The organism is Spirosoma utsteinense (assembly GCF_014282275.1).
GTDB lineage: Bacteria > Bacteroidota > Bacteroidia > Cytophagales > Spirosomataceae > Spirosoma > Spirosoma utsteinense.
Genome location: NZ_VFIA01000012.1, coordinates 82,637 through 100,022, shown reverse-complemented (window position 1 = coordinate 100,022; position 17,386 = coordinate 82,637). Strand labels below are relative to the sequence as shown.

Genomic DNA, 17,386 nt, shown 5'->3' with positions numbered 1-17,386 from the left:
TCGGAGAAGGTAGTTAACCCCACCAGGGGCTGCGACCGGAACGCCGGACCGCACTGGCAGGATTCGCGATTAGATTTTCCGTCCGGTATTGATCACGTTGACGCCATTGAAGCGGGTGGTGGGGCTGCCGTGTGAAACGGCGCTTACCTGGCTGGGTTGCCCTTTGCCATCGAAGAACGAACCGAACATCCGGTAGTCGTCTTTATCGCAAAGCTGGGCGCAGGAGTTCCAGAATTCCTGCGTGTTTGACTGGTAAGCTACATCGTCGAGCATGCCCGTGATTTCGCCGTTCTTGATTTCATAGAACAACTGACCGCCAAACTGGAAGTTGTAGCGTTGCTGATCAATGGAATAAGACCCGCGGCCGATGATATAAATGCCCTTCTCAACCCCCTTGATCATATCGAACACCGAGCGTTTTTCCGAACCTGCCTTGAGCGATACGTTCGGCATTCGCTGAAACTGTACGGAGTTCCAGTTATCGGCGTAGCAGCAGCCGTGGGATTCTTTTTCACCGATGATAGCAACCTGATCGCGAATGGCCTGGTAGTTGACCAGAACACCATCTTTAATCAGATTCCATTCTTTACTGGGGACGCCCTCATCATCGTAACCGACAGCGCCGAGCGTGTGTGGCTGTTTTTTGTCGGCCACAATGTTTACCAGGGGACTGCCGTATTTGAAGGATTTGGTTTTCCACTTATCGAGGGTGGCGAAACTGGTGCCGGCATAATTGGCTTCGTAACCCAGCACGCGGTCGAGTTCGGTAGGGTGACCAACGGATTCGTGGATGGTCAGGCCGAGGTGATTCGGGTCTAATACGAGATCATATTTGCCTGGCTGCACGGTTTTGGCGGTCAGCTTTTCTTTTACCTGTTTAGCGGCCAGCGTTGCGTCCTCAACCATATCGTAGGAGTTGCGGTAGCCGACTAATCCGTTGGGAGCCGGGATTTTCTCGGTAGTCAGCCCGTCCAGGTATTCGTAGCCCATACCCATTGGGGAGGAAATGGCATCGCGGGTTTTGAACTTACCCGTTACGCGATCGACGGCTGATACGGTAAAAGTGGGCCAGATGCGGTGGATGTCCTGGTCTATGTACGAACCATCGGTCGAAGCAAAATACTTCTGCTCGTTCACAAAAAACAGGTTCGAGGTCACAAAAGCCCCTCCGTTCTTCATGGCCTCGCTATTGACCTTCATCAACAGATCGACTTTCTGCTGAACGGGAATCTCAAACGCATTTTTCTGGATGGGCGTTTTCCAGCTTACCTCGCCAACGCCTTTTTGTGGGGCCAACACAACGGGTTCTGTCTGTACCCTGGCATTGGCTTTGGCAATGGCAACGGCTGTTTGGGCACATTTAGCGATGGCGTCGGGCGTTACGTCACTCGTGGCGGCAAATCCCCAGGTTCCGTCTACGATAACCCGAATGCCAACCCCATACGACTCGGCGTTGACGATATTCTGGACTTTCTGCTCACGGGTGAACATGAACTGCTGCAAATACCGCCCGATACGAACGTCGGTATAAGTGGCTCCCTGGCTTTTGGCTGCGTTAAGCGCTACGTCGGCCAGTCGTTTTTTCACGGCTGTGTCGACGCCGGGTTCCAGTAAAAGTTCAGGGGCAACCATGTTGCCAAGGACCGGAATGGAAGCGGTCATTAACCCGCCTACACTCAAGCCAGACAACTGGATAAAATCTCGTCTATTCATGTACGATTAGTCAGCGTATTTACCCTACGCGTTGATGAGTGAGTTTTTATTTTAAGGGCATAAAGTGCGAATATGGTCAAAAAAGACCATTGCATTTATATTGTCATTTGAATTTTGTGACGAATGGTGAATACGCATACAGGATATACTGCCCAATAGTATTCTGCTAATAATATGTTTGACTTTAGTTTAACGCCAACGGCGGTGCCCATCAAAACAGATGACAGGCACCGCCGTTGGCAGTCTAATAAATAGGGTAAGTTTACCGCAGCTGGATTAGCGTTCGAACGGCGGTTGCGGGCTGGTTGAACCCCAGTTCGAAGAAGTTTTCAACGCGCAGTTCATCGCCAATTCGTTCAAGGGCATACTCCTCTCCCTGATACCGACTGGAGAGTCCATTTTGCACATAGATCCGTTTGCCGCGCAGCTCATACTGGTAGATGCCACTACCGATTTTTGGTAAGGCGTAGCCACCTGCATTGATCTCTTTACCCCGGTTTACGGTGAGTGTATTTGGCAACGTGTTGCCCTGAAAACTGGGGTTGAAGATAAGGGTGTCCCGTCTGCCCGATTTTTCGACCCAGACTCCGGTTAGTGAATCGGGCGTAACCGCTGCTGGTTTTTGGCAGGACAGCCCAATAAATCCCAGCAGGAACACAAGTAAAACTAGTTGCATGGTTTCTGTTTTTCGGTATGATTCATCGGGTGGCCGAACGGTTGGAACCTGTAATGCTATTTCCGCAGCTGTTCGAACCAGTCCAGGGTTCGGAACATGAAAACTACTTCGGTTGGCACGTGTCCGCCGGTGTTGAGCGTCACCAGATTTAAATTTGCCGATCCACGCAGGCGCATGGAGGCATATGTCTGTTGCGAGGTCAGAAAAGGAACTATCTCATCTTCCTGGCTATGAAAAAGCCGGGTTGGCGTCTGGGTCGACCAGTTGGTCAGGTCATTGTCGTCCAGTGCCTGCGAAAATGGGGAGGCAGGGTTTCGTACATCTGCTAAGAATTCATCGGTACAAATCTGGTCGAAACTTAATGCGATCGTTCGGGCGCTGTCTAGTGAGGTACTGATTCGTTCGGCATAGGGCGATTTGAAAAAGTAACTCACCGGCTTACCAAGGTTATAGACCCGATTGTAGCTCAGCGTTTGCCAGGCATAAATCTGATTAGCCACTCCGCCAACGGTTGGATTTTGGGTGACATAATTGAAAAAAGCAGGCATGGCGTAAGGGCCTGCCCCGCAACTGGAACCCGCCAGGCGCAGGGTACCCACATAATTAGCTTCGATCAGCTTTTGGGCCGACAGGGTGGCATAACCACCTTCGGAGTAACCTGCCAGAAAAATCTGATCGTTCCACTCGATGTGCTGTTGTGACAGATAGGCTTTGGTTGCCAGCAGCATATCTACCGTCGCCTGCGCCAGCGATTGCTGATGCTCGTAGTTGTGCGGACTTAAGCTGGCATCGCCGTAGCCAACATAATCGGGACAGGAAACGATGTAGCCGTGGGTGGCAAAATAAAGCTGATAGGAAAAACTGGCTGATCTGAAATTGTACCCCGTCGGTATTTCGGTGTTGGAAAAAGCGGTTGGATGCTGGAAACTCAGCAGCGGATAGCGTTTGTGATTAGCTGTCGTCTGCCTGGGCACGTAGACGACACCCGACGCCGTAATGGGCGTACCATCTTTAAGCGTGGTCCGGTACGAAATCCGGGTAACTGTAACAGTATAGTCCGCTGCCTGATAAACAAGGGAGTCGTTGCTGGTACTGATGCTGTTTAAAGCGGTGCTGTCGTATTGGGCAAGCTGGATGCTGCTTAGTAGGATAGGGGCTGGCGGAACGTCGGTTGGGCTACAGGAAAAACAAAATAGCGTAATGAGAACGAACAGTATACCGGGTAAACGATAATGCATTAGGGTTGATATAGAAAAAATGATTATGCCGTAACGGCTTGGTCCGTTACGGCATTTGCGCGGTTACAGCTACGCTTATTTCTTACTTTTCTTAGGCTTCTCTTCGTTGGCTTCGGCCTTTGGCTCTTTCTTCGACTTCGGCTTTTCCTCGGCGGGAGCGGGTACTACGCCGGCTGCCTGGACTGAGTTACGCACAAACGTGCCCCAGGTCAGGTTATCTTTTCCTTTCTGTACTTTGCCTGCCCGCTCGATAGCCATGTTGGCCGCAGCTTCAACGACCCAGTCAAAGTTGGCCTGACCGACCGAATGGATATCGGCATCGGGGGCAGGGTTGCAAAAATCGATGGCGATGGGGATACCGTCGCGAACGGCGAACTCAACGGTGTTGAAATCGTAGCCAAGACCATGATTCAGCTTCAGTACGTAGTCTTTGATGGTCGCCAGCAGTTTTTTGCCTGCATCACCGGTCACTGTCAACTCCGACGCATAACGGAGGTGGTGCGGATTGCGGGGCTCGTAAGGCATAATCAGGACCTCTTTGCCGCCGATGCAGTAGCAACGTACATAGTCCGTGAAGTCGATAGCTTCCTGATACAGCATGACCAGCTGGCCCGTTTCGTCGTACGCCTTGAACATCTGCTCTGGGTTGTCGACTTTATAAACGCTTTTCCAGCCACCACCGGCATGGGGTTTCATAAAAGCCGGGAAGCCAATATGGTTGAAAATGCCATCCCAGTTCATGTGGCCCAGGTTACGGAACGAGTTGTGAGTTGTATCGTCGGGGCGCTCTTTCGACGGCAGCAGAATGGTTTTGGGGACCGGAACCCCAAGTTGTACGGCCAGAGCATTGTTGAAAAACTTCTCGTCGGCGCTCCACCAGAATGGGTTATTGATAACCGCCGTACCGGTAAGGGCGGCATTCTTCAGGAACGCTTTGTAAAAGGGTACATCCTGTGAGATGCGGTCGATGATGACAGCGTAATCGGTTGGAACACTCTGTTCAACCTGATCGATGTGGACAAACTCAGCTTTGAACTTGCTCTGTTTTTCATTGACGCGGTCGACGAAGGCTTGGGGGAATGTATTTTCCTGGCCAAAAAGTATGCCTATTTTCTTCATAACTTAGGGAGATGCGAGCAGCCTGCCCACCGGGGTTGATGTTGTGTTTGAGTAGAAAGGGTAACGTTGCTATTGGCTTTTTTTCACAGGTCAGATCGCTTGTCTGCCTTACTTAAATCATGCTCAGGTAACGAGGGAACTGATCTTTCCAGACGGGCCAGTCATGGTCACCCCAGGGAGATACATCAAGTTGGTGACGAATGCCTTTCCGGTTCAGGATATCTGACATCTGGTAATTACTGCCCTTGCAGAAATCGTATGCCGACGTGCCGAGGACAATATTCATCCGGTGAAACTCGTCGTTTTGGGCTCCCGGCATAAAATCGGGCGGGTTGTTATAATAGACGTTGTCGTCGTAGTAACCTCCTAGGAAAGACCGGATGTTGAAAGCGGCCCCCATGGTAAACAGGTGGCCGACCTGCTCGGGATGACGGAAGGCGAAGTTAAGCGCATGATAACCGCCAAAAGAGGCACCGCCAACGCCTATTTTCTGGACATTGCATTCCCGCTGAATACCAGGTACAAGTTCTTCATGCAAAAACTTGTCGTAAAGAACATGGTTCCAGATGCGGGTGCCGGGGTGCAGGTGTTTGGCGTATAAACTGTCTTTGTCGATACTGCCAATGCAATACAGTTTGACTTTGCCAGACTCAACAAACCAGCGCGCTGTCTCGGTGAAGCCGAAGTTCCTGTATTCGTAGTAATTGCCCATTGAGGTGGGAAACAGCACAACGGGGTACCCCCAATTGCCATAAACCGACATCTCGATGTCACGACCAAGGTGGTGCGAATACCAGGTTCTGTAGTCTTCCTGCACGGTGTTGAGTTGAGGTGTAATCAGTGAAAATTCCGTCGAAATTAGCGTAAACCGGTAGAAACCACAACTATCGAAGCGAGACGGGCCAAAAAAAACGACTACTTTTGAGGCTGTGAAACTATTTTTCCTGACCATTTTTGTGCTTATGGCTGAATCTATACCGGCCCCCACTCGCCCCGAACAATCATTCTCAAGTGTCCGGCGTGACGATTCTTTGTACTCCGTTCCCTTGAAACGAACGGTTCATCTGGACGTCGTACTGCCTCCCCTGTATGAGACGTCGGGTAGCGTTGACTGGCCGGTGCTTTATTTGAACGATGGTCAGGATCTGCCCCGTTTGCGGATGATGGCTGTGCTCGACTCGCTCTATAAACAACAGGCAGTTCAGCCGTTTATTCTGGTGGCCATTCACGCTGGTGACCGGATTCAGGAATATGGAATCAGCGCTACAGCCGACTATATGGGCCGGGGAAGCAAAGCAGGTCTTTACACCGATTTTGTGCTGACGGAGTTGATGCCTCACATCCAAAAGAACTATCGTATCAGCCAGAAGCCGGAGGATACTGTTTTTGCGGGATTTTCGCTCGGCGGCTTGTCGGCATTCGATATTGTCTTTCATCATGCTGACCGGTTTTCTCGGGCGGGGGTTTTCTCGGGTTCGTTCTGGTGGCGCAGTAAGAGCACGGAAGCCGGGTACCGCGACGAAACCGATCGAATCATGCATGATCTGGTTCGTAAAGGGTCGTATCGGCATAATCTGAAGTTCTGGCTGGAAGTCGGCACCGACGACGAAACCAGCGACCGGAACAACAACGGTATCATCGATGCCATCGACGACACAACCGATCTGATCGATGAACTGGTCAAAAAAGGATACCAGTACGATGCCAGCGGCCAGCTGTCCGATATTCGTTATGTAGAAGTGCCCGGTGGCCACCACAACCAGGAGACCTGGAGTGCTGTTATGCCTGATTTTCTGACGTGGGCATTTCCAGAAAAATGAAAGGCGCGGCTAAAACCCACTATCCTGGCTATACATCTGTTTTCTGTCTGCTATTTATGAAAACCCTATCCCTGTCCCTGATGAATGCTGTTTTACTTGCGATCTTACTTGCCTGCAAAGGCCCCGAAACGACCGTGCCCACCGTTCAGCCGCCGGTTGTGGTAGCTCCCCCCGTTAGTACAACCACGGTACCCGGTGTGGTGACGCCCGTTGCCCGTAAGCTTGTTTGGGCTGATGAGTTCGATAAGAACGGGCTGCCCGATTCGACAAAGTGGGGTTATGATGTGGGCGGTAATGGCTGGGGGAACAATGAGTTGCAGTTTTACACCAAAGAGCGTAAAGAGAATGCCCGCATCGAGAAAGGTAACCTCATCATCGAGGCCCACAAAGAATCGTATCAAGGGCGCAACTACACCTCGGCCCGGCTATTGACCCAAAAAACCGCCACCTGGCGCTATGGGCGAATGGAAGTAAGGGCGAAACTTCCGTCGGGTCTGGGTACGTGGCCGGCTATATGGATGCTGGGCGAGAATATCCCGACCGCCGGATGGCCCCTTTGCGGTGAGATAGACATTATGGAGCATGTCGGCTATGAAGAAGGCGTGGTGCATGGCACGCTGCATACCGAAGCCTACAACCACGGAAAAGGCACCCAAAAAGAGGGCAAAACTACCGTACCAACGGCCACGTCTGCCTTTCACGTGTATGCCATCGACTGGACCAGAAACCAGATCGATTTCTATGTAGACGACCAGAAATATTACAGCATGAACGCCCAGACCACGGGTGGAACGCAACAACAGTGGCCGTTTACCCAGCCATTTTTTATGATTCTGAATCTGGCTGTCGGCGGTAACTGGGGCGGTCAGAAAGGCGTGGATGAGCGTATATGGCCGCAACGCATGGAAGTCGATTACGTGCGGGTGTATCAGTAAGGAGCAGGCAATAAGAGCTAAAGGGAGGAGGGGGGATGGCAAGCCGAAAAGGTTAGCCATCCCCCCTGCTCGTTGGAAGAGAAGGGTAGCTAAAAAAACGGATAAAATGGTAGTTATCTGTATCCATCCGGATAGCCAGGTGCGACTAAGGAGTGAATCTAGTATCTATCCACACCAAATTTTTTCTGATTTATGACACGCTCCTTTTCTCCGCACCCGGCAAGTTATCTGTCAGCCCGGTTGGTGGGCTTTGGTTTTTTTCTGACCCTTTTCCTGATAGGCTGTCAGGAAAAAGAGGTGGCTCCCGATCCGTCTACGGGCCTTTCTGACAAGATCCAGCGCATTGTGCCGCGGGCAATCCTCGACGACCTGAAAGCCAAAGGGCTGGTCATCAACGAGGGGACGCAGCCACCCCAGCTTGCCGGTATTTTTATTGCCAGCCCCTACACACTGCTGAGTCCGTATGGAACTGAAGATAGCTGGACCAAAGGCAAGGTAATCAGTGACTACAAATTCAAATTCTACGATCAGTCTGGCGATGAGGTGAAGCTTGACGTTAAGCAAAGTAGCGAAACCGCTACGGGCCTTGGTTCCTATGTGTCTGGGTTCGGCAATAAATTCACCATTTTCGCTGAAACAAAAGGTGTTCAAAGTGGCATCCAGAACACGCAGCTTTCGGTCATCTCGGGCGAGTTGAGCAATGATGGTATTATTAACTTTCAGTATGCGTTCACCTTCACCGCTAAAACCGGTGACGCCAGCAACTCAGTGCTGATTCCAGTAGGTAAAGCCCGGATATGGGAAGATGGTGATAAACTGGCCAGCGAAACCAGCTCGTTCCGGATGGCCGCCCTGGATGCCGTTGAACCAGCTGTCGGCAACCGGGCGGGAGCGGCCGGTAGTACGCATTAAGTTGGTTTTACCACAAATGTAAACGTCGCTATATCCTGCCTATATGACCGTTCGATCAATGGTAGACGTAATACTATAATCTTTTGTTGCCCCGCCAGATTGGTTGCCCGACAAAGTGGTCAATCAATTAAATCGTTTGTATCATGTCCACACAAAGAAAAAAAGTAATGATTTCGGGTGCGCTGGCACTCTTCGTTTTGTTAGGTGTACTCGTTAGCGGGTGTGAACCCAAGGCAGGTGATCCCGGCCCGCAAGGTGAGGCAGGTGCTCTGGGGCCAAAGGGGGACACGGGTGCCCAGGGGCCAAAAGGGGATATTGGTACGGCCAATGTCATTTACTCCCCCTGGACAAGTGTATCGTTCTCCGGCAGCGGCACCTTATATAACGGAACGCTAACCGCTCCTAAAATCACACAAGAGGCAGTAGACAAAGCCGACATTCGCGTCTATTGGAGTGAGAGTGGTCGAGTCCTTACCCTGCCTTATGCAGAATCCATTGGTTCGACAACCTATACGGTTCACCAGCGTATCTACGTTGGTCGCGTTGACTTTAGAGCCTCCTACGCCCTGTCTACCCAACAGTTTCGCTACGTGATTATCCCCGGTGGAACGCCCAGCGGCCGGCTGGCCGGTGTCGATCTGACGAACTATGCCGCCGTCAAAGAGGCATTCAATATTCCTGACTAACGTCCGTTAAACCTTGGTAAAGCCGCTGTTCGACCCGATCAGCGGCTTTTTGTTTGGTAGGAAGCGGCAATTTAGCCAAATCGAGTAGCTTGCAACTCGAACAAACGCCTACTCACCATGACTCGACTACTACTCTTGTTTGCCCTGGCCGGAACGCTCCGTGCCGTTGCCCAGCCAGCCCGTTCCCGCCCGTTGGTCGGCGCTACTACGTTCTCTGTTTCGTTTCCTGCCTCCCAGAGTAAAGAGGCTCTTGATGGGCGCGTTTTGCTCATCGTGGCGAAAACGAACAAGCCCGAACCAAGAGAGCAGGTGAGTGACGCCATTGAAACGGCTCAACTATTTGCTCTGGACGTTAATGGACTTAAGCCCGGTCAGGCCGCCTTGGTCGATGCCAGTGCCTTCGGCTATCCCAAACGGAGCCTGCGCGACCTGTCGCCCGGCGATTATTACGTGCAGGCTGTCCTGCACAGGTACGAGACATTTCAGATCAAGAACGGCCCGAACGGAAGTCGAAACACAGTAAAGCTGCCAATGGACAGGGGCGAAGGACAGAACTGGCGTACGGCGCCCGGCAACCTGTTCAGTAAACCACAGAGAATAACCATTAAAGCGGGCAGCAAACAATCTGTTGCTGTTGTCATGGATCAGGCCAATCCCGATTTGCCAGTCCCGAAAGACACCCGGTTCATCAAACACATCAAGATCCAGAGCAAACGCCTGACCGAATTCTGGGGTCGGCCTATGTACCTGGGTGCTCATGTATTGTTGCCCGACGGCTTCGCTGAACATCCGGAAGCGCGTTACCCGATCTGTATCAACCACGGTCATTTTCCCGCCGATTTCGACGGTTTTAGTGAGACGCCCCCGCCTGCTAATATGGACACGACCGATTACATTGAACGGTTCAAGCTCTATGGATACAAGAAGATTGTGGCCCAGGAAGCGTATGACTTCTACAAGAAGTGGACGAGTAAAGATTTTCCGCGTATGCTGATCGTGGAAATACAGCACGCCAATCCCTATTACGACGACTCATACGCTGTGAACTCAGAAAACATTGGCCCCTACGGCGATGCGATCATGTATGAACTACTGCCCGAAATTGAGCGGCAGTTTCGGGGAATCGGGCAGGGGTGGGCCCGGTTTACGTATGGTGGGTCTACGGGAGGCTGGGAAGCACTGGCTGCTCAGGTCTTTTACCCGGACGAGTTCAATGGCTGCTTTGCCGCCTGTCCAGACCCCATTGCCTTCGATGCCTACACCGTTTTTAACCTTTACAAAGACAAAAACGCGTATTACAGCGAAGGCCCCTTCCGGCGGACGCCCCGGCCGGGTCAGCGCAACTACCTGGGCCAGGTGAAAGTGACGATCGAAGAAACCAATCATCGCGAACTGGCACTGGGTACCCACACGCGCTCCGGCGAACAGTTCGATATCTGGGAAGCTGTTTACTCACCCGCCGGGCCGGATGGTTACCCAAAACGAATCTGGGATAAATTGACCGGCGAGATCGACCCGGCGGTGGCCACATACTGGCGCGATCACTATGACTTATTGCATATTCTCAAGCGTGACTGGAAAACGTTGGGCCCCAAAGTAACCGGCAAAATCCACCTTTACTGTGGCGACATGGATAACTACTACCTCAACAATGCGGTGTATTTGATGGAAGATTTCCTGAAAGGGGTGAAGAACCCCACGGCCGACAGCGAAGTAGCCTACGGCGACCGGGCAGAACACTGCTGGAACGGCGACCCCACCCAGCCTAATTATATCAGCCGCCTGCGATACAATACGATGTACATCGACAAAATTATGAAGCGTATCGAGGTCTCAGCTCCCAAAGGGGCGGATTTGAAGAGCTGGAGGTATTGAAGAGGAAGGGGAGGAAGGGAGGAAAGGGGGAAGGGAGGAAGGGGAGGAAAGGGGGAAGGGAGGAAGGAAAGGAAAGGGATAGCGCTGAAGGAAGGAGGGAAGTGCTGGCGTCAGCAATCCCTTTTCCCTCTCTTCCCTTTCCTCCCCTCCTCCCTTTCCTCCCTCCCTTATAATCCTTGTAAAAAGGCCATGGTATCGACGCCGTCCGCATAATCGGTCAGGCCGGGGCGCTGGGTGTTGCCGAAGGCCACGCTGCCGGGATACCAGCCCTGACCCTTGTGACCCGCATTGGCCTGAGCCGAGGCAACGACCTGAATTTTGTCGGCGCGCGTCTCTAGCCAGTTGGTAGCGTCTTCCTGCAATCTATAAGTCTGGAAATAAAGAACCGAAATCGGTGAAACCAGCGCATCGTTCTGCGTAACCAGCAGGTAGCCGTTGTCGAGGTGGGGAACGGCATTGATGAGGTAGATCGACTTATTGTAATCGTAGTTGTTCTGGTACTTGTGGTTGTTGAGGTAGATCGATACCTGAGGCTCCAACGTACGCAGCAGGGGTGTGAAGTCATACTCCTCAGGAACCAGAATGGTGGATACATTACGGCAACCAAGGCCGTAGTAGTCCGAGATGTCATGGCCAAGTTTCAGAAATTCCTCTTCGCTCTCTTCGCCCATCAACAGGCCCACCGATGTTCGATTTTTGCGGATGAGGTGGGGTTTCTTTCCAAAGTAATACTCAAAGTAGCGAGCCGTATTATTGCTGCCGGTAGCAATAAATGCATCAGCCGAATTGAGCCTGTCTGCTTCTTCAATCCAGGCGCTCATGGCTGGATTAATCTCTATTAATTTTTGTATTAAATAATGAATTAGTACAAAATCCTGTGTGCTAAGCTTAGCCAAAAGCCGATGACCACTAAGTAACACACACAAGAGGTCATGAAATCCAACGGCTGGAATATTTCCGGCCATGACAACACCAACGCTACGGGGTGTATGATCGGATTTGATCGTGTATTGACTAAGCCAGCTGGTCAGTGAGTCGACAGTCAAAAACTCATCAGCGATGGCCTGTAAAGCATTCAGGGAATTTTCGGGCGTAAACCAGTTATTACGGTAGTTGGCTTGTTGCACTACTTCGGCAAGTTCAGGTTTTGCCTCGGTCGATCGCAGAAAGTTGCCTAAGGCAACGAACGTTTGCAGGCGTTCAGATTGGAGCATGTAGTTGATAAACAAATGGAATACCCCATCAACCTTTGTAATTAAATTTTAGTTTGTCGCCAACCTTTAAATAGTTATATTTGTTGTCCAATTCGAAAAGACCTGAATTTACGCTCTATAAATTTGTACTACTCATGGCAATCATGATTACCGATGAGTGCATCAACTGTGGTGCCTGCGAACCCGAATGCCCCAACACAGCTATCTACGAAGGTGGCGTTGAATGGACCTGGAGCGGGGGAACCGAACTAACTGACGTTGACTTTGGTGATGGCACTGTAATAAGTGGCAAAGCACCTCAGTCGCCGGTTTCGAACGAGTTTTATTACATTGTAAGTGATAAGTGTACTGAATGCATGGGATTTCATGAAGAACCCCAGTGTGCCGCGGTTTGCCCGGTAGATTGCTGCGTACCTGATCCTGAGCATGTGGAAGACGAAGAGACGCTCCTTGCCAAGAAGGCCTGGCTCCACGCAGAGGCATAAATCTACTCAGTTTTGTACTAAAAAAGCCCGACTAGCCTCTAGTCGGGCTTTTTTGCATTTTAAAGAGAATCTGGCAATCATAATCTAGTTTATAGTAGGCAAATATTATTTGGTTTATATTAACACTTGCCAAATAAGTTATACAAAGGTGTAAATATCGTATTTCCGGTATTATGCTATTAAAATATAGAACATTTAAAACATTATTATGAACATTTAGGAAAAGAGTACAATTTTTTACGCTAGTCGCTTGTAACATATCATTTATCTGATAAAATTTGTCCCAAACAAACCACAACTGTATTAATTCGTCCACCAAATTAATAGCATGAAAAAAACACTTTTACTTATTTCCTCTTTGATTGCTTCGTATAGCACTCAGGCCCAAGACTCCACTGCCGTAACACCTGGAAAATTCACGTTTTCGGGCTATATGGATACGTATTATTTCGGCAACTTCAATAACCCCAAAAGCCAGTCTAATTTGGGGCTTAATGGAACTGGAGTAGGAAACGCACGTGCTTTTGATCAAAAGGCTGGCCAGTTCGGTATTGGTTTGGTTCAGGCAAAAGCAGTTTACTCAGCTAATAAGGTCGATGCCGTAATGGACCTGACATTTGGCCCGTTTGCAGACCTGGGCAACTACGGTAACTACGCAGGATTTCTGGGACCCGGCTCTACGTCGCTCGCTATCAAGCAAGCTTATATCACCTACAAAGCAAGTAGTAAATTGTCGTTCACGGCTGGTCAGTTTGGTACCCACATTGGCTATGAAGTGATTGACGCACCAGTTAATTTCAACTATTCACTCTCGAATCTTTTCAACAACGGTCCATTTTATCATATCGGTCTGAAAGCACAATATGCGTTCAGCGATCGGGCTTCGTTGATGGTAGGCATGGTCAATAACGTCGATAATTTGTTCGACAACAACAAGAAGAAAGGGCTCATCAGTCAGCTCTTCATTTCTCCGGCATCAGGCTGGAACGTCTACCTGAATGCAATTGTATCGAACGAAGCATCGGAGTCAATAGACGCCGTACCGGCTGATGATGCATCCTATGCCCTATTTGACCTGACAACTACCTACCAGGTTACCTCTAAGTTCTTCCTGGGCCTTAATGCAGCCTCTGGGTCGCAGAAGGGCGATTATCAGGGCTTCAGTGGGCCTGCCACCTCCAGGAGCTGGGGCGGTGTAGCGGTGTATTCCAACTATGCCTTCACCGACAAGTTCGCGCTTGGCGTCCGCTATGAAACGTTCGACAATAAAAATGGGGCTCGTGCGCTGACGGATGCGGCTGGCGTTGGGGCAAGTGTGAACTCGATTACCGTAACGGGGAATATCACAGCCGCAGACGGACACCTCCTGTTCAAGCCTGAGCTGCGTATTGACAGTTATTCGGCAGATAAGTTTGAGAAGAACAACGGTTCACTGACACCATCGCAGGCTACGCTTGGTATGGCGGCTATTTTTAAATTCTAGGCAAGGTTCCAACTGGCTTTGTCCGAAATCCGATCCTGGCCAACAACCCCTTTCTCTTATTTACAACTTAACTAAACACCCTATTTAGTACAACAAAAACCCCTTGAATACCATGCAAAAACCAAACTACATTCCTCTCGCCATTCTGCTGATTATCAGCTTGGTGGCTGTCTTTATGCCGGCTGTTCCGACCCAAATCGTGACCGAAGGTATCAATTCTGGCGACACTGCCTGGATGCTGGTCGCTACGGCCCTTGTACTGTTGATGACGCCGGGTCTGGCGTATTTCTACGGTGGAATGGTAAACAACAAGAACGTGATCTCAACCATGCTGCAAAGCTTTGTCGCTATGGGTGTTATCAGTATTTTGTGGGTGGTTGTTGGCTATAGCCTGGCCTTCGGCTCATCGATTGGTGGCTTTATCGGTAATCCAATGGACCATTTTATGTTCAAGGGTGTACTTGACGGTAAGCCCTGGTCGCTGGCCCCAACGATTCCGTTGGTGGTATTTGCGTTCTTCCAGTTGAAGTTTGCCGTCATTACGCCTGCTCTGGTAACGGGTTCGATGGCCGAACGGATCAACTTCCGGTCGTACGTCCTGTTCATGATTCTGTTCAGCCTATTGGTGTATGCACCCCTGGCCCACATGACCTGGCACCCTGAAGGCTGGTTGTTCAAACGGGGTGTGCTTGATTTTGCGGGCGGTACCGTTGTTCACATGTCGGCTGGTTGGGCTGCGCTGGCTGGTGCTATCTACCTGAAGCGTCGGAAGTCGCACCTTGAAGCCAGTTATTTCCCACCGGCTAACGTTCCGTTCGTACTGCTGGGTACGGGTCTGCTGTGGTTTGGCTGGTTTGGTTTCAACGCTGGCTCGGCTGTATCGGCTTCGCCATTGGCCGCTTCAGCTTTCGCTACGACCAACACGGCTGCTGCCTCTGCTGGTTTGGCCTGGGTGCTGTTCGATTCTGCTAAAGGAAAGAAAGTGTCGGCGCTTGGTTTCTGTATCGGTGCTGTCGTTGGTTTGGTAGCTATCACACCGGCGGCCGGTTTCGTAACAATTCCAACGGCTATTTTCATTGGTACAGTTGGCGCTATGGTTTCTAACTATGTAGCTCACCTGCGTTCGAAATCCACACTTGACGATACCCTTGACGTATTCCCCTGCCACGGTGTGGGTGGTATGGTTGGTATGATTATGACGGGTATTTTCGCCAGTAAAGGCGTTAACTCAGCCGTCGCGGTCGAAGGGCTGGCTTTTGGCGAAACGGGTCTGTTCATTGAGCATATGATTGCTTTAGTAGCCGTATCTGCCTTCGCATTTGGTATGTCGTTACTGCTGCTGAAAGTGACAGACCTTATCCTGCCACTGCGCGTATCGGAAGAAGACGAAAAAATGGGTCTGGATGTAAGTCAGCACGACGAATTCCTGATCGAAGCCTAGCGGTATCCTGGTTGAACGGTAGCTGACATAAGTCGGTTACCGTACTTCACCACATATACATCAACAGAGCCACAGGCACCCTGTCCGGCCAATGTCTGACAGCTTTACTGTGGTTTTGTTGTACTCATGGAGCCGCCCCCGCTTGGGAGCGGTTTCCTGCTTTATGCCCAGTCTGAATGATATGGGCTTCTCAGCGAGTTATACTTCCCTCATACGTATTCAGGCTCCTTCCCGACACCCTATAGCATAGTGTCGGGAAGGAGCCTGAATACTATAAATCAATAATTTTGTGAGGCTTGGAGCTATACCCTATTGTACATCTGTTTCATGTAGCCTGGACGGCTACGTCCGGGTTGGAGTAAACAACATTTACTCCAACCCGGACGTAGCCGTCCAGGCTACATGAAACAGCGTTTACTGTCCATCAGACAGAAAATCCCGAATCATCTGATGGGGTCTTGTTTCCTGTGCCTTGCCATTTTGTGGCTTGTCAGATGATGTCGGCCGTTCGGTAGGACGATTACCCATGATGCGGCTGCTGGTTTGAAGGTCCAGCATTTCTCTGCGTAACTGCTGCTGTTCGTCGTCGGTCAATACCGTACGGGTCGCTTCTCCCTGCCCGTATCCATCATTGAAGTTGCTGATTCGGCTATCGGTCTGAGCCAGTTTCAATTCGGAAAGGAGGTCGTTCAGTTCGGCTTGTATGGCCCGGCGTTGCTCAGTCAATTCATCGAGAGCAGGTAAAAGATCGAGGTCGTGCTGCAATATATTCTGGCGGGTACGCTGTTCGGCCAATTGGGCTTCCAACGGAGCGATCTCCTTGTCCAGCCGCTTTATCCGGCGACGTAATTTCCAGATCTTAGGGTCTGCCTGTAACCATCGAAACCAGAACGCCGATAGCACTGGCAGGGAAATGCCCAGACATACGGCTCCTGCCAGGGCGAAAAGAATGCCGCTCAGCACAAACGATAGCAACGCCCATGGGCTGTTGACCAGTGCCAGATTTAACTCACTCGACTCGCTGAGTTGCTTCTCAATCTTGTTGAGCGTAGCCGCGTCCAGCGATTGAGTTGCTGCCGTTGGGTCAGTATTGAGTTGTAACTGACGAACCGATTTGTTAATGGCTCCCTTTAGCTGATCGGTGCGGTAAGCTTCATAACGGAACCAGCCCAGCACGGCCAACGTAAGCACCGAAAACAAAGCCAGCGCAATTTTAAAGCGCTCGTATTTAGTACGATTTTGCTCAGGGTTTTCGAGGTATGGCTTTTCGATTAGCCGATCGTATGCCGGTTTCAACAGAATCGATACCATAGCCAAACCAACCGCAAACGCCCAGGCTTCATTGGTGTTTCGGATGTTCAACGCATAAGCCACGATTTCATGGGATATGATCAGGTCTCCCGCTAGAAACGATATCCCCGCAAACAAAAATAACAAACCGGCCAACAGCGAATAATCGGGCGATGCCTTGGACCGGCGCTTACGCAGCGCGTCAAGATCTGATTCGAGGGCCAGGCGGCTGGATTCACGCAGGCTGACCTGTTTTTCCAGCCGCTCTACCTGAAGCGCATGGTTTTGTAGGTCGGCAAAGGCCGCTCGGTTGGCTTCTCTGGATTCGGTCGTGTACCGTTCAGTTGCCGCCAGTTCGGCACGCTTCTCCTGAATTCGTTCAGTAAGCCAGTCTCTGTTGACCTGACTCGATAAATAGCCTTCGTATGTCTCCCGGTTGACGCCCCCCACGCCACTGCTGTAGCCATGTTGAAAGTCGGAGTGATTGTTTGGTTCCACA

At 50.8% G+C, this 17,386-nt stretch carries 15 protein-coding genes; 8 read left to right on the top strand and 7 right to left on the bottom strand.

The genetic code is table 11. From position 1 onward, the window contains the following. Positions 1-69: 69 nt before the first annotated feature. From FH603_RS11665 to FH603_RS11645, 5 genes are all read right to left on the bottom strand, one after another. Complete coding sequence (locus FH603_RS11665; RefSeq protein ID WP_186737673.1) at positions 70-1,713, bottom strand: TldD/PmbA family protein; 1,644 nt, start codon at positions 1,711-1,713, stop codon at positions 70-72. Between the two features lie 262 nt (positions 1,714-1,975). After that, positions 1,976-2,389 carry a hypothetical protein gene (locus FH603_RS11660; RefSeq protein WP_186737672.1) on the bottom strand — a complete coding sequence of 138 codons (414 nt, stop codon included), beginning with the start codon at positions 2,387-2,389 and terminating at the stop codon, positions 1,976-1,978. A gap of 56 nt (positions 2,390-2,445) precedes the next feature. Next, the gene (locus FH603_RS11655; protein WP_186737671.1) at positions 2,446-3,627 is read right to left on the bottom strand and encodes a lipase family protein; all 1,182 of its coding nucleotides are present in this window, start codon (positions 3,625-3,627) and stop codon (positions 2,446-2,448) included. Between the two features lie 75 nt (positions 3,628-3,702). Then, entirely contained in the window at positions 3,703-4,746 is a 1,044-nt protein-coding gene (locus tag FH603_RS11650; protein WP_186737670.1) for an ATP-grasp domain-containing protein, read from the bottom strand. A 112-nt stretch (positions 4,747-4,858) separates the two neighbouring features. Continuing rightward, positions 4,859-5,563, bottom strand: a complete 705-nt coding sequence (locus tag FH603_RS11645) for an alpha/beta hydrolase-fold protein (RefSeq protein WP_186737669.1) — start codon at positions 5,561-5,563, stop codon at positions 4,859-4,861. Between the two features lie 145 nt (positions 5,564-5,708). Here FH603_RS11645 and FH603_RS11640 point away from each other — a divergent pair, with 145 nt between their 5' ends. From FH603_RS11640 to FH603_RS11620, 5 genes are all read left to right on the top strand, one after another. Continuing rightward, positions 5,709-6,566, top strand: a complete 858-nt coding sequence (locus FH603_RS11640; protein WP_186737773.1) for an alpha/beta hydrolase — start codon at positions 5,709-5,711, stop codon at positions 6,564-6,566. 56 nt (positions 6,567-6,622) lie between these two features. Continuing rightward, the gene (locus FH603_RS11635) at positions 6,623-7,501 is read left to right on the top strand and encodes a glycoside hydrolase family 16 protein (protein WP_186737668.1); all 879 of its coding nucleotides are present in this window, start codon (positions 6,623-6,625) and stop codon (positions 7,499-7,501) included. A 192-nt stretch (positions 7,502-7,693) separates the two neighbouring features. After that, on the top strand, positions 7,694-8,413 hold the full coding sequence (locus FH603_RS11630) for a hypothetical protein (RefSeq protein ID WP_186737667.1): 720 nt from the start codon (positions 7,694-7,696) through the stop codon (positions 8,411-8,413). Positions 8,414-8,556: 143 nt separating this feature from the next. Further along, entirely contained in the window at positions 8,557-9,099 is a 543-nt protein-coding gene (locus tag FH603_RS11625; RefSeq protein WP_235985407.1) for a collagen-like triple helix repeat-containing protein, read from the top strand. 117 nt (positions 9,100-9,216) lie between these two features. Next, positions 9,217-10,974: an alpha/beta hydrolase gene (locus tag FH603_RS11620; protein WP_186737666.1), complete on the top strand. Its 1,758-nt coding sequence runs from the start codon at positions 9,217-9,219 to the stop codon at positions 10,972-10,974. Between the two features lie 167 nt (positions 10,975-11,141). Here the strand turns inward: FH603_RS11620 and FH603_RS11615 are convergent, their stop codons facing one another. Further along, the gene (locus FH603_RS11615) at positions 11,142-12,188 is read right to left on the bottom strand and encodes an aldehyde dehydrogenase family protein (protein ID WP_186737665.1); all 1,047 of its coding nucleotides are present in this window, start codon (positions 12,186-12,188) and stop codon (positions 11,142-11,144) included. Positions 12,189-12,322: 134 nt separating this feature from the next. Here FH603_RS11615 and FH603_RS11610 point away from each other — a divergent pair, with 134 nt between their 5' ends. The 3 genes from FH603_RS11610 (at position 12,323) to FH603_RS11600 (ending at position 15,597) form a co-directional block, all read left to right on the top strand. Further along, the gene (locus FH603_RS11610; RefSeq protein ID WP_186737664.1) at positions 12,323-12,673 is read left to right on the top strand and encodes a 4Fe-4S dicluster domain-containing protein; all 351 of its coding nucleotides are present in this window, start codon (positions 12,323-12,325) and stop codon (positions 12,671-12,673) included. Positions 12,674-13,001: 328 nt separating this feature from the next. After that, positions 13,002-14,156: a porin gene (locus FH603_RS11605; protein ID WP_186737663.1), complete on the top strand. Its 1,155-nt coding sequence runs from the start codon at positions 13,002-13,004 to the stop codon at positions 14,154-14,156. A 112-nt stretch (positions 14,157-14,268) separates the two neighbouring features. Next, positions 14,269-15,597: an ammonium transporter gene (locus FH603_RS11600; RefSeq protein ID WP_186737662.1), complete on the top strand. Its 1,329-nt coding sequence runs from the start codon at positions 14,269-14,271 to the stop codon at positions 15,595-15,597. Positions 15,598-16,011: 414 nt separating this feature from the next. Here FH603_RS11600 and FH603_RS11595 read toward each other — a convergent pair whose 3' ends face one another. Beyond that, on the bottom strand, positions 16,012-17,385 hold the full coding sequence (locus tag FH603_RS11595) for a LapA family protein (protein ID WP_186737661.1): 1,374 nt from the start codon (positions 17,383-17,385) through the stop codon (positions 16,012-16,014). Between the last annotated feature and the right edge of the window lies 1 nt (position 17,386).